The sequence below is a fragment of the uncultured Sphingomonas sp. genome, assembly GCF_964244235.1.
Classification (GTDB): Bacteria; Pseudomonadota; Alphaproteobacteria; order Sphingomonadales; family Sphingomonadaceae; genus Sphingomonas.
Genome location: NZ_CAXTII010000074.1, coordinates 1 through 13,289, shown reverse-complemented (window position 1 = coordinate 13,289; position 13,289 = coordinate 1). Strand labels below are relative to the sequence as shown.

Annotated in this window: 11 protein-coding genes and 1 pseudogene; 7 read left to right on the top strand and 5 right to left on the bottom strand. The window is 64.9% G+C overall.

The features are described 5' to 3' along the window. Nucleotides 1-339 precede the first annotated feature (339 nt). From ACFE7D_RS11660 to ACFE7D_RS11630, 7 genes and pseudogenes are all read left to right on the top strand, one after another. Nucleotides 340-576, top strand: coding sequence for a hypothetical protein (locus ACFE7D_RS11660; RefSeq protein WP_375395586.1), 237 nt, complete (start codon nt 340-342; stop codon nt 574-576). A gap of 492 nt (nt 577-1,068) precedes the next feature. Next, nucleotides 1,069-1,887: an ATP-binding protein gene (locus ACFE7D_RS11655; protein ID WP_375395585.1), complete on the top strand. Its 819-nt coding sequence runs from the start codon at nt 1,069-1,071 to the stop codon at nt 1,885-1,887. 435 nt (nt 1,888-2,322) lie between these two features. Continuing rightward, nucleotides 2,323-2,755, top strand: a pseudogene (gene dnaE2 / locus ACFE7D_RS11650) (error-prone DNA polymerase); the annotation flags it as partial. Nucleotides 2,756-3,009: 254 nt separating this feature from the next. Continuing rightward, nucleotides 3,010-3,792: an ABC transporter permease gene (locus ACFE7D_RS11645; protein ID WP_375395584.1), complete on the top strand. Its 783-nt coding sequence runs from the start codon at nt 3,010-3,012 to the stop codon at nt 3,790-3,792. After that, entirely contained in the window at nt 3,789-4,559 is a 771-nt protein-coding gene (locus ACFE7D_RS11640; protein ID WP_375395583.1) for an ABC transporter ATP-binding protein, read from the top strand. Before ACFE7D_RS11645 ends, ACFE7D_RS11640 begins: the two co-directional genes overlap by 4 nt. Beyond that, nucleotides 4,556-5,125 (top strand): cysteine dioxygenase, encoded by a 570-nt coding sequence (locus tag ACFE7D_RS11635; RefSeq protein ID WP_375395582.1) that lies wholly within the window; start codon nt 4,556-4,558, stop codon nt 5,123-5,125. Before ACFE7D_RS11640 ends, ACFE7D_RS11635 begins: the two co-directional genes overlap by 4 nt. A 9-nt stretch (nt 5,126-5,134) precedes the next feature. After that, on the top strand, nt 5,135-6,361 hold the full coding sequence (locus ACFE7D_RS11630; protein ID WP_375395581.1) for a rhodanese-like domain-containing protein: 1,227 nt from the start codon (nt 5,135-5,137) through the stop codon (nt 6,359-6,361). A gap of 66 nt (nt 6,362-6,427) precedes the next feature. Here the strand turns inward: ACFE7D_RS11630 and ACFE7D_RS11625 are convergent, their stop codons facing one another. The 5 genes from ACFE7D_RS11625 to ACFE7D_RS11605 form a co-directional block, all read right to left on the bottom strand. Continuing rightward, nucleotides 6,428-7,786, bottom strand: a complete 1,359-nt coding sequence (locus ACFE7D_RS11625; RefSeq protein ID WP_375395580.1) for an LLM class flavin-dependent oxidoreductase — start codon at nt 7,784-7,786, stop codon at nt 6,428-6,430. A gap of 38 nt (nt 7,787-7,824) precedes the next feature. Then, entirely contained in the window at nt 7,825-10,113 is a 2,289-nt protein-coding gene (locus ACFE7D_RS11620) for a TonB-dependent receptor (protein ID WP_375395579.1), read from the bottom strand. 279 nt (nt 10,114-10,392) lie between these two features. After that, complete coding sequence (locus tag ACFE7D_RS11615; protein WP_375395578.1) at nt 10,393-11,340, bottom strand: ABC transporter substrate-binding protein; 948 nt, start codon at nt 11,338-11,340, stop codon at nt 10,393-10,395. Between the two features lie 13 nt (nt 11,341-11,353). After that, nucleotides 11,354-12,046 carry a peroxiredoxin-like family protein gene (locus ACFE7D_RS11610; RefSeq protein ID WP_375395577.1) on the bottom strand — a complete coding sequence of 231 codons (693 nt, stop codon included), beginning with the start codon at nt 12,044-12,046 and terminating at the stop codon, nt 11,354-11,356. 116 nt (nt 12,047-12,162) lie between these two features. Further along, nucleotides 12,163-13,014 carry a LysR substrate-binding domain-containing protein gene (locus tag ACFE7D_RS11605; RefSeq protein WP_375395576.1) on the bottom strand — a complete coding sequence of 284 codons (852 nt, stop codon included), beginning with the start codon at nt 13,012-13,014 and terminating at the stop codon, nt 12,163-12,165. Nucleotides 13,015-13,289 lie beyond the last annotated feature (275 nt).

Below are 13,289 nucleotides of genomic sequence, written 5' to 3'. Positions count from 1 at the left end.
GCGCCAACCGGAAATGGGTGGCCAAACCGGCTTGATCACAACGGATACTCTAGCCAGCATGCCACGCCGCCATTTGCAGGACTTGCCGCACACAACCGGGAATAATGGCAAGGGGTCCGTCTAGAAGCGGCATCCCATCCTCCGGCAATGCCACGCCTGCGCTCTGGCAGCCCCGATCCTATCAGCGACCTAACATCCGCATGCGCTTCTTTCCCACCTCCAGAACTGGCAAGGCCGGTGAACGACGCTTCGAGACGTTTGTCGAGGAGCAACTCGGCTTTATATACCGTGGCATCACGTCACCCGACATTGGAATTGACGGCGAGATCGAGACGCTTGGTGGCCGAGCGTTCGAACGCGGTCGTCGCAGGGTCACTGATCGGCGCCGTCTCACAGAGCCTGACCGAGATGAACGAGGCCGTCGAGACCGGAACCTTCGACTTTATCGACGTAGACCACTGGGCGTCGCTTATCCGAAGGTATGAGCGGACGATCCGGGACGTCGACTGCTTGCTGAAGTATGAGCGCCGAGCGACACCTGAAATCGCCTTGGTTCACGATACCGCGCGGACGTAGTCGAACGCCTGGCTGAACGCAAGCAATGGTTCCATGACTGGGACTGCGGCGACCTCCTATGAGAGCGCCGGTGGGATGACGACGACGAGGCGACGGGACCGCCGATCATTTTGTATGCAGGACCAGTGTACGTTCGGACGATCGCACTCACACCTCCCTACCTTATCGCTTTCCGTGCCCGCCTGTATTATCATATCGAAACGCGAGGTCTTTGCGCGCGCCAGCTCCAAGACAGGGTCCAAGGCAACTCGTTAGACCGGCTCAAGAGCCTCGCTGCCGCCGCAAATTCGCGGTCGAAAAGCAGGAGGTCGTATGGCACTCGTTAAAGGCGCGCCGCTCAAACTGCGGATGCCCCCCAAACCAGCAGCAGCCGAGGACCCCGAAACAAACGACGCGACCGATCCGCTCGCGCGGCAGCGGCGCTTCCTTGCGCGTGAGGACGAGAAGGGCAGTAAGCTCGGACTTGTCTTTGCCGACGCCTTTATTCGCGGCATGCGTGAGATCGGCTATAAGAACCCCGCCTGGGCGATCGCCGAACTGATCGACAACAGCTTCCAGGCCGGCGCCGATACCGTGGACATCCGGATGAAGGACGTCGACTGGAAAGTGGAACGCTCCAAGCCGAGCCAGGTCGCCATCGTCGACAATGGCATTGGCATGCTGTCGCGGATGATCAGTCATGCGGTCCGCTGGGGCGGGACTGATCGTGAAAACGATCGGCAGGGTTTCGGCCGCTACGGCTACGGGTTGCCGAGCGCAGCGGTGAGCCTGGCCAAGCGCTATTCGGTTTATTCCAAGACCGAGGGCAAGAAATGGTACGTCGTCCACGTCGATTTAGAAGCGCTGGGCAGTGCTGCCGGCGACGAGGATGCCATTGACGAGATTCTGCAGCCCGAGCTTGCCGAACTGCCGGCTTGGCTAAAGGCTGCGGGCTCTAAGCTCGACGTCAACACGCTCAAGTCCGGTACGATTGTCGTGCTGGAGGATCTCGACCGTCTCGGCACGATGGGCGGATGGGCTTCTCCCGAGCGGTATGGCGGCCGCCGTTCTCGGGCGCGCAGCGACGCGCGCCGACCTTCGTCCCCGTTCTTCGGGACGCATTGCCGTATGGTGGCCAGATGCAATTTCGCTACAGCGCCAACTGGCTTGCCGACGATGTCCGCGCGCGGGTGCCAGGCGAGATGCTCGCCGGCGAATATGCGCTGGTCTGCTTCGTCACCGATGGCGCTGCGGCCACCCCATTTGACCTCGTGCCGGTGCGGTTCGCCCGGATCATTCGCGCCGAACAGGTCGGCACCTCGTATATTCTGACGCTCGCCGCCGATGCGTTCGCGGCCAACCTCACCGACGCCGCGTTGCGCGGGGTCATGACCGCCGCCGACCGGGCGCGCCTGCCAAGCGCGGCGAAGGCCGCCAACGAGCTTTACGCCATCAACGCGGAGTTCGACCCGCAAAAGCATAAGCGCCGGTCGTTCGACGCCTTCGAGGCGGCCGCAACGGCGCTGAGCCGCCATGCGCCCTTCGCAACCGAGCAGACCGCCTTCTTCACGGTGCGCCAGATCAGCAAGGTCGGCGGCCTCAACTGGTTCGGCACCTGGGCTTCGCCCAACCGGGTCGACCAGGGCGCCTTCAGCCTCAGGACCGGCAAACGCTACGAATGCGAAGTCTACTGCCTTCGCCTGTTCGATCACCCGCTGGACGCGCAAGGCAAAAAGTCGCCGCTGAACGAACTCGCGCTGGTGGCGGACCCCACAGGAAGCCTCGGGCGCGCTGACCGAGGAGGCGGCCGATCGGTTGTTCCTAGGCGGCGTACCCAAGCCTTACCGTGACCAGATCGACCACGAGCTGCGGCTGATCGACCAACTCGGCTACGCGCCCTACTTCCTGACCGTGAACGCCATCGTCGCTGAGAGCCGGCGGCGTGGCATCCTCTGCCAGGGGCGCGGGTCGGCGGCCAACAGCTGTGTCTGATATACGCTCGGCATCACCTCGACCGATCCGATCCAGCTTGAGTTGCTCTTCAAGCGGTATCGGGTGAGCGCAAGGAGCCGCCGACATCGACGTCGATTTCGAGCATGAGCGGCGCGAGGAGATCATCCAGTGTATCTATGAGACCTATGGCCGCCATCGGTCGGCGCTGACCGCGGTGGCGACGCCCGATCGCACGCGCGGCGCGTTGCCGATGTCGGCAAGCACGATACTGGCGAGCGGTGTAATGGCAAGACGCGATCATCTCCATACATCTTATATGCTTCCGGATAGGTACCTTATGTGGCCCGCCCGCCATCGGACCTGTAGATCGATAATCGTCCTCCGAGGCTGGGCGTAACGAGATGGAGATCTATGAGCCACGCTGATGAACGCGATGGCGGAACTCGATTGTCGACCTGCATCGGTGGCTTCATTCGTGGAGCGTTGTGAAGGATGCACCCGATGAATTCCTACCTTCGCCAATTGTTTGCCGATGCCCGCTGGCTTTCGCCCATCCTGCTGCTTGCCTTGTGGGAACTGGGATCGCGTACCGGCGTGATTCCCGAACGGACGCTGGCTGCACCGTCATCGGTCGTGTCGACGATGATCGCGATGACCGCTTCGGGCGAACTGCCTCACAACGTCGCGGTCTCACTGGTGCGCGCCGGGTTGGGTTTGGCGTTCGGGGTCGGGGCCGGCGTCGTGCTGGGATTGGCCGCCGGGCTCAGCCGCCAAGGTAACGCTGCGATTGATCCGCTGCTCCAGATCAAGCGCACCATTCCTGTCGTCGCCCTGACCCCGTTGTTCATCGTCTGGTTCGGCATCGGCGAAACGACCAAGATCGCGCTGATTGCGTTCGCGACCATGCTACCGGTGTATCTCAACCTGTACGAGGGTATTCGTGGCGTCGACGTCCGGCTTATCGATGCGGCGCGCAGCTTCGGCCTGTCGCGCTTCGACCTGATCCGCGACGTGATCTTGCCGGGCACACTGCCTGCGCTGATCGTCGGCTTGCGCTATGCACTGTCGATCGCGGTGCTGATGCTGGTGATCGCCGAGCAGATCAACGCGTCCGCCGGGCTCGGCTATCTCATCAACAATGCGCGAGATTTCATGCGGACCGACATCATTGTCGTCTGCCTGCTGGTGTATGCGCTGCTCGGTCTCGCCGGCGACTTGCTGATGCGCGCGATTGAGCGGCGCGCGCTCGCCTGGCGGCCAAGCGTGATGGCACTGCGCGCATGACCGAGGTGCTGCGCATTCCGCTGGTGGCGGTGCCGTCGTCACAGCCGATCGTCCGCCTGACGAAGTTCTCGCGTCATTTCGACGGCAACGGCGTCATCGACGCGCTCGATCTGGCGATCGCGCCGGGCGAGTTCGTCGCGCTGCTGGGACGGTCAGGATCTGGCAAGACCACGCTGCTGCGCACGCTGGCTGGGCTCGACGACCATCAGGGGCAGGATATCGTCGTGCCGGCCGCGCGTGCGACCGTGTTCCAGGACGCGCGGCTGCTGCCGTGGAAACGGGTATGGAAGAATGTGGTGCTGGGTCTACACGGCCGCGATCTGCGCGCCACCGCAGAGGCCGCGTTGCGGGAGGTCGGGCTCGAACACCGGATCGACGCCTGGCCGCTGACGCTGTCGGGCGGCGAGGCGCAGCGCGCGTCGCTGGCTCGCGCGCTCGTCCGCCGGCCCGAGTTGCTGCTACTCGACGAGCCGTTCGCCGCGCTCGATGCGCTGACCCGGATCCGGATGCATGCGCTGGTGATGGCGCTATGGCGGACGCACCGGCCTGCGGTGCTTCTGGTGACGCACGATGTCGAGGAGGCGATGGCGCTCGCCGATCGCATCCTGGTGCTCGATCGCGGGCGGATCGCGGCCGAAGAAGTGATCGTCGCGCCCCGCGGCCATCGCAGCGGTGTGATCCGCGCGTTGCGCGCGACGCTGCTCGGCTATCTCGGGCTGGAGCATGACGGCGGTGCCTATGCCGACATGATCGGGCGCGATCGATGAGCGGCGATATGCTGGATCCGCTCAGGACGTTCGTGCGCGGCATGGCGGCGGTGGTGGAGCAGCCGGCGGACGAGCCGACCGTCCTGGCCGAGGGAACGCGGCTGCTCATCGATCTCGTCGCGACCGATGGCTGGCTGCCCGACAGCCACGCGGCCCCCGATCCTGACCGCTACCGGCAATATCTGCTATATCGCGATCCGGCCGCGCGGTTCTCGGTGGTCAGCTTCGTGTGGGGACCCGGTCAGCGGACGCCGATCCACGACCACACCGTGTGGGGCCTGATCGGCATGTTGCGCGGGGCAGAGATTGCCGAAGGCTACGCGCAGGGGGCTGAAGGGCTTCGCGTCACCGACCGGGTGCGGCTCGATGTCGGTCAGGTCGATGCGGTGTCGCCGGCGATCGGCGATCTCCACCAAGTATCGAACGCCTATGACGACCGTGTGTCGATCAGTATTCATGTCTACGGTGCCGATATCGGTACCGTTCGGCGCGCGACCTACGACCCGGCGGGCAACCCCAGGCCATTCGTGTCCGGCTATGCCTCCACCCCCGCGCTGACCCTCTAGGAGTTTCCGGTGAGCCCGATTTCAGCACAGGCCGTGCGGCGAGCGTTGTTGCTGCGCCACGAGATTGCGCTGCTGGACCTGCGCCACGAGGGCCAATTCGCGACGGGACATCCGCTGTTCGCCGCCAATCTCGCGCTCGACCGGATCGATATCGAAGCGGAGATGCGTCTGCCGCGCAATGACGTGCGGATCGTCCTCTACGACGATGGCGAAGGACTGGTGGACGCCGGCACCGCGGCGTTGTGCGCGCTTGGTTTCACCAATGTGGTGGCGTTGGAAGGTGGATTGCAAGGCTGGCGCGCGGCGGGATACGAGTTGTTCGCGGACGTGAATTCCTATTCCAAGGCGTTCGGCGAGCTGGTCGAAGCTCGGAGGCACACGCCGTCGCTGGCCGCCGAGGAGGTCGCCGCGCTGATCGCATCCGGTGCCGACATCGCCATCGTCGATGCGCGGCGGCCGAGCGAATATGCGACGATGAACATCCCCGGCTCGGCGAGCGTCCCCGGCGCGGAACTCGTGCTGCGCGCCGCGGCGGCCGCACCCGATCCGACGACGACGGTGATCGTCAACTGCGCCGGGCGGACGCGGTCGATCATCGGCACGCAGTCGCTCATTAACGCCGGGCTTCCCAACCGCGTCGTCGCGCTGCGCAACGGCACGATCGGCTGGACACTCGCGGGCCAGACGCTCGAACATGGTGCGGATCGCCATGTGCCGCCGGCCGATGCCGCCGACGCGCGGCACCGGGCGCGCGGCGTCGCGTATCGCGCCGGCGTGCGTCGTATCGATGTCGAAGCCGCGACCGAACTGGCCTGCGACGACACGCGCACGCTCTACCGGTTCGATGTGCGCACCGTGGAGGAATATGCCGAGGGCCATATCCCGGGCTTCCGCCATTACCCCGGCGGGCAGTTGGTGCAAGAGACCGACATGGCCGCCCCGGTGCGTGGCGCGCGTATCCTGCTGGCCGACGATCTCGGCGTCCGCGCCGACATGACCGCGTCATGGCTCGCGCAGATGGGGTGGGAAGTGTATGCACTGGACGGCGGGTGCGATGGTGCGCTGGAGCAGAGCGCACTATCCGTCATTCCACCGCTCGATCCGGCGCATCGCTACAAGCGGCCCTATGAGGGGACGGACAATGCCGCGGCGGCGATGCAGGCCTATCTCGATTGGGAATATGGCCTCGTCACGCAACTGGAACGTGACGCGAGTCACGGTTTTTTCGTGATCTGAGCGGGCCCTTTTCGGATTTCACCTACTCCCCCCCCGGCAAAGGCCGGGAGGGGGATAGCGTTAATCTCAAGCAGCTACGGCAACGCGATCCTCCGCCGCGACGGGCGTTCGCCGGTTGGCCGGGATCGGCAGCCCCAGATTGCCGCGCAGCGTCGTTGCCTCATATTCGGTGCGGAAGAGACCGCGCGCCTGAAGGATCGGCACGACCTCCTGCGTGAAGCGGCGGAACTGGCTCGGATGGCCGGCATGGACGTTGACGCCGTCGAGCGCCCGGCCCTCGAACCAGCGGGCGATCTCATTTGCGACCGTCTCGGCCGAACCGACGAACGGGCTCGACTTCTGATCGCGCTGAAACTCCACCGTCTGGCGCAGCGTGAACCCGCGCGCGGTCGCGAGGTCGGTGACGCGCTTGGCCTGGGTGAAGAAACTGTTCTTCGCATGCTCCAGTGCTTTGACCGGAAACGGCGCGTCGAGGTCGTACTGGCGGAAATCATGCCAGCCGAACGCGCGACCGAACTCGCCCAGCGCCTGGTCGAAACTTTGGTCGAGCCGCTGATAGTGCCGCTCGATATCACGTGCGTCCTCGTCGGTATCGCCGACGATGATCTTGAAACCCGGCAGGATGACGATCTGATCGGGATCGCGGCCCAGCTTCACCGCACGCGCCTTGAGGTCCTTGTAGAAGGCCTGGCCCTGCTCAATCGATTTCGCATGGGTGAAGATTGCATCGCCGATCGTCGCGCCCAGGTCGCGGCCCTGTTCGGAATCGCCCGCCTGGAAGATGACCGGCTCGCCTTGCGGCGATCGCTGGATGTTGAGCGGGCCCACGACCGAGAAATGCTTGCCCTTGTGATGCAGCGCGTGCAGCTTGTCCTTGTCGAGGAACACGCCGCTCTCGCGGTCGCCAACGATCGCGTCGTCCTCGTAGGAACGCCACAGCCCGCGCACGACATCGAGATACTCAAACGCACGGCCATAGCGCGTGTCGTAGTCGTAATGCTCGTCGCGCCCGTAATTGCCCGCGGTGCCCGCGTCGCCGCTGGTCACGACGTTCCAGCCTGCGCGTCCCTGGCTGATAAGATCCAGTGACGCCACCCGGCGGGCGAGGTTGAATGGATCGTTGTACGACGTCGTCAGTGTCCCGACGAGACCGATGTGCTTCGTCGTCACCGCAAGCGCCGACAGCAGCGTCAGCGGTTCGAGCCGGTTGAGATAATGCGGCGGCGAGTCCGGCGTGATGAACTGGCTGTCGACGATGAAGACGAGATCGAACTTCGCCGCCTCTGCTTGGCGTACGATGTCGACATACCAGTCGATGCTGACACTGGCGTCGACCGGGATGTCGGGATCGCGCCAGCGGTCGGTTTCGCCGGGGCCGCCGACGCCGGTGGGGACGAGTCCGAGTTTCAACTGTCGCTTGGCCATGGGATCATTCCTCGGTGGTTGAGGGGACGGGAGAGAAGTCACAGGCGCCCGCGCAGCGTCAGGCCGAAGGTGCGCGGCTCGCCGAGCGCGGCCAGCACTACGCCGAACTGCGCGCTGACGGCGCGGGTGTTGTAATAATCCTTGTCGAACAGGTTGCGGACCCAGACCGACACGTCCCAGCGCGCGTCGGGCTTGCGGATGCCGGCATGCAGCCCGGTGAGCGTGTAGCCCGCGACCCGCGAGAAGGGATCGAGATTGACCGCGGCGAAGAAGGAGGACCGGTAGCTCTCGTCGCCGCCCGCGTAGAAATCGACCGCACTGCCCTTCATGACATATTCCGCGCTGCCGGTCAGCGACCATTTCGGCGCGCCCGATGCCGGCTGCCCCGAAAGATCGACCACGCCGAGATACGAGGTGAGGTACGGCGTGGGGGCGTTCTTGTAGCTGACGTAGTAGGCGTCGTCATACGCGCCGGCCGCGGTCAGCGTCAGCCCGTCGAGCGGCGTCGCGCGCGCGTCGAACTCGACCCCGCGCGAACGCAGCTTGCCGACATTGGTGATGTAGGAGACGACCGGGATCACCGCGGTGTTGACGAAATTCGCCTGGTAATCGGCGACATCGCTCCAGAAGGCCGCGAGGTTGAGTTCGGCGCGCCCGCCGAGCAACCGGCTCTTCAACCCGATCTCATAAGCGTCGACCTGCTCGGGCTTGACGAAGATATCGATACCGGTCGCCGGCGCGACGAGGTTGATGCCGGGCGACTTGTAGCCGCGCGAATAGCTCGCATAGCCGTGCACCGCGGCGCTGACGTCATAGGCCGCGATCACCGTTCCCGACAGGTTGCCGGTGTTGTTCGCGACATCGTAGTTGCCTAGCGGCACCAGCGCCCCGCGCCGCGCGGCGACGGTCGCCTGGAGCGCGGGATCGAAGCTCGCGATCGGGGCGGGCGTGCCGCCTGCATAGCCATCGTACAGCCCGGTCTTGTGTTCATAGGTGTAGCGCAGCCCCGCGGTCAAGCGGAACGCGGACGCGATGTTCCAGGTCGCCTGGCCATAGCCCGCGTAGCTGTAGGTCGCGGGCACGACATGCGCATAGGCGAACAACCCGTTGAGCGCCGCGCTCGGCAGCGTCGAGACAGTCGCGGTCGGCGTATTGGCGGTGGTCAGCCAGGCCGACGCATCGCGGCCATAGCCCGTCTCCTGCAGGTCGTCGGCTTTCTGCCAAAAGAAATACAGGCCGCCGGTGAAGTCGATCGTCTGGGCGCCGCGCGAGGCGGCGCGGATTTCCTGGCTGAACTGCTGCTGGTGGGTGACGACGCTCGATTGGGTCAGCACATTGGCGCCGATCTGGTCGCCGTCGTAATTGGGCAGCCATTTCCAGTTGCGATAGGCGGTGATGGAGGTCAGCGTGACGCCGCCCGTCGTCCAGTCGGCGCGCGCCTGCACCCCCCAGCTCGGCATCTTGTCATGCTGCGAGGAATCGAGATCGACCGCCCGCGCGAACGGATCGATCGCGATCGGCACATAGCCGACGTCCGCGGAGCGCGCGTAGAAGCCACGCACCTGCGTGCCGTTGGCAAGCGTCGTCGGCAGGACCTGCGTCACACTCTGGAAGCCGACATTGCCGTTCTGGCTGCTGAAATCCGCGATCACGCGCAACTTGAAATCGGCACTGGGCTTGTAGACGATGTCGAGCCGACCGGCATTGTTGTCGAGATCGTCCCAGGCCTGGTTGTATCTAGTGTTGTAGATCAGGCCGTCGCGCTGGGTGTGCAGATAGCTAGCGCGGAAGGCGATATCGTCGCCGATCGTGGTGTCGATCGAGCCATAGCCGCGAAGGTAATTGTAATTGCCGTAGCTCAATTCGCCGCGCGCCTCGTTCTCGAACACGGGTTCGCGGGTGCGGATGTCGATCGCGCCGGCGACGGTATTCTTGCCGAACAGCGTGCCCTGCGGCCCGCGCAACAGCTGGATGCTGTCGATGTCCATCAGGTCGGTGATGACCGAGCCGGTCCGCGGCCGGTAGACGCCGTCGATATAAAGCCCCGCACCCTGTTCCAGGCCGTCGTTGGTGCCGCCAGCATTGGTGCCGATGCCGCGGATCGTGATCGTCTGGTTGCGGCCGCTGATGCCCTGGATATTGAGGCTGGGCAGCTGCTGGACAACCTGTTTCAGGTTGAACGCGCCCTGCTCATCGATCTTGCCGCCGTCCAAAGTGGTGACAGCGATCGGCACCTTCTGCACGCTTTCGGTGCGGTAGCGCGCGGTGACTGTGATGTCGCCGACGCTGGCCTGGTCCGCCGGTGGCGTATCCGGACCGCCTGGCACATCCCCCGGGGAGACTGCTGGGCTAACTGTTGTAGTTTGTCCGAACGCGGGCACGGCAATCGCAACAACAACAAAGCCGGTTGCACCGAGCAGAGCTGTTTGATGACGCTTGAATGATCTAGTTACTGAAGACACTGACGACCCCTTCGTATCTGGGGATGTGCTAGCCTCTATTTCCATGCTGCTCGACAAAGCTTAATCGCGTCGGTCATTAGATAATCTCTATATTTATAATGATCGCCGATCGATGAGCGTTCGCAATGATTGGTTGGTGCAGCCTCAGGCGGTGAAGCTGGCGTCGAACCCCTTGCGGACGTCGACCGGTTTCTCGATCAGGCCCGCACGCAGATACCGGTCGGCGGTCTTCTGCTGGTCGGCAATCAGCGTCACGTCGATCGGAATGCCGGTGCGTTTCGTGCGGCCGGTCACCGTCCGCCAGACGTCGGTCGGTATGCCCGTCTCGTCATGAAGCAATGTGGCATAGGTATCGGGATGCGCGACCGCCCAGTCCCAGCCGGCATAGAGACGCCTGGCATAATCCTGGAGCAACGGCCTTTTGTCGGCGATCGCGCCGTCGCGGCCGAACAACAGGGCGTAGGAAGGCACCAGCCCGTCGGCGCGAATGATCCGCGCACCGTCCTTTTCGGCGAGCGCGGCATTCGGGTCCCAGATCGCCCAGCCATCGACCGAACCGCCCTGCAACGCGGCCTGTCCGTCCTGCGGCGATAGGAACGCGAAATGCACCGCGTTGAGCGGTCGCCCTTGTGCCTCGAGTGCGGCGAGAATGAAATTATGCGCGATCGACCCGCGCGGCGTCGCGATGCGCTTGCCGGCGATGTCCTTGATCGACCGGATCGGCGAGTCGCGCGCCACGACGAGCACCGGGCCGACTCCATCATATTTCTGCGCGCCGATCGCCTTGATCGTGGCGCCCGTGCCGATCGCGAAGATGAACGCCGCGTCGCCGCCGATCCCGGTGTCGATCGCGCCCGCGTTCAGCGCCTCGAGCAGCGGGGCGGCATTCGGAAAGGCGGACCATTCGATTCTGTAGGGCAGGTCCTTCAGCTTGCCCGCTGCGCCCAACACGACCTTCGATCCGCCCTTCTGGTCGCCGGCGTAGAGCGTGCCCTTCTGCGCGTCAGCGCCCTTTCTGCACGCGGCCAGCGCGATCAGCCCGGCCGATGCGATGAGCGTGCGCCGGGACAGGGGAACAGGGCGATCGGTCATGGATGTTCCTCGATCAGGCGGCATCGCGCGCGCCGATGGATATGCGGTCGGCCCGGACGGCGTTGACGGCCTGAAGGATCGCGGACGCATCGGGGCAATCGAGCCAGTCGGGGCTGATGACGACGAACCGCACCACGCGGGTCCGATCGACGATCAGCACCGTCGGCATCGGCAAGTCCCATGTACCCGTGCCGGTGACCGCGCCGATCCAGTCGGCGGGCGGAGGGCTGGGTGTCCGATCGGGCGCGAAGGTGATGCCGAGTTGCTCAGCGAGACGGTTGCCGGGGTCGCTCGCGACTGTGAGTTTCAGCGCGTGCGCCTCGACGGTGGCGGTCAGTCGTTCGGGAAGCTGCGGACTGATCGCGACGAGCGGTATGCCGGCACGCTCCAGCGCGGGCCGGAGGAAACGGTCGTAATGCGGCAGCGCAATGGCGTCGGCCGGGCAGGTCGCGAACCGGAAGAAGATCAACACCGCGAGACCGTCGGCGACGAGCGTATCGAGCGAAAGGGGCGCGCCGCCGGGCGCAACAAAGGTCACGCCGTCGAGCCTATCGCCGACCTGGACCGCGCGTGACGGATCGAAGCGTTCGACCAGCGTCCGGCGCTGCATGACGTTGGCCGCGAACTGCGCCGCCGGCCAGGCGCGCGCGCGTTCGGCGTCGAGATCGTGGAAGGCGGTTTTCAGTGTATCGGCACGATCGCTCATCAAGGTCATTCCTTCCCATCCCGGTGCGCACGACCGAGTGGGTCTGCGCGATGACCGATAGGGCGGGCGGCGCGCATGCCGCCAACGAGATATGCCGCGCACCACTTGATCGCCCCTCATCGAACGTCGCTGTCCAGACCGCGGACGACCTGGACCGACAGATCGAACAGGCGCTGCGCCGCCTGATCGAACGGGCCGCCCCGGCGGACGATGCACGCCACCTGCGGCAGCGCCGGCAGGTTGATCATCTCCAGCGGCGACGCGTCGGCGAGGAATAGGTGCGTACGCGCAGTGATGCCCAGCCCCGCCTCGACCGCGGCGCGCAGCGTCGACAGGTTCGGCGTCTCGATCGCGATCCGCCAAGGTCGTCCCGCCGCCTCGAATGCAGCGATCGCCGCCTCGCGGAACCGGCACGGCTTTTCAAGCACCGCGAGCGGCACGATCGCGCGGTCAGCCAGGCTTTCCTTTCCATACCAGGCCATCGGCGCCACCTGGATCGCGCCGGGATCGTCTGCACCGGCATAGCCGACGACAATGTCGAGCTGCCCGCCTTCCAGCAGCGCGAGCAGTTCGGCGGTCCCGGCCACGCGCGCGTATAATTGAGATTCTGGGTGCAGATCTGCGAAACGCGCAAGGATGCCGCCCAGCATCGTCTCGGCGAAGTCCTGGACCATGCCGATCCGGATCGGCCCCGCGAAATGCCCCGCGCCGACCGCGCTCACCGTTTCGTCGTTCAGCGCCAGCAAACGGCGGGCATAGTCAAGCAGCGTCTCCCCGGCCGGGGTCAACGCCAGTCGCCGCCCCTCGCGCAGGAATAGCGGCTGCTGGACCATGTCCTCGAGCCTTTTGGTTTGAAGGCTTAGCGCCGACTGTGTCACGAACACCTGCTCCGACGCGGCTATCATCGACCCTGTCTCGACGATTGCCACGAAGCTGCGCAGCAGGCTGGTGGGCAGGTTAACGGGCATCGCGGGCCGCATCCAGGCCGCGCCACGCCGATCGCGTTTCGTCTTCCACGTATATCGGATGGATTACCACGTCCAAGCTCCCTAGCGCCCCAGTCTTAGCAGGCTGCGTGAATACTCTATTCAATCAGAAGGAATGCAACGACGCTAAGCTTTATGCGAGCCAAACGCAGCTTCGGTAAAGTCTTCTCGAGCATGGGTCACGGTTGACGCTCAACGCGGACTGAGCTGCTGCCGGTCTCATGGACACGCGGTTAGGCTACATTAGCCTGCTTCTC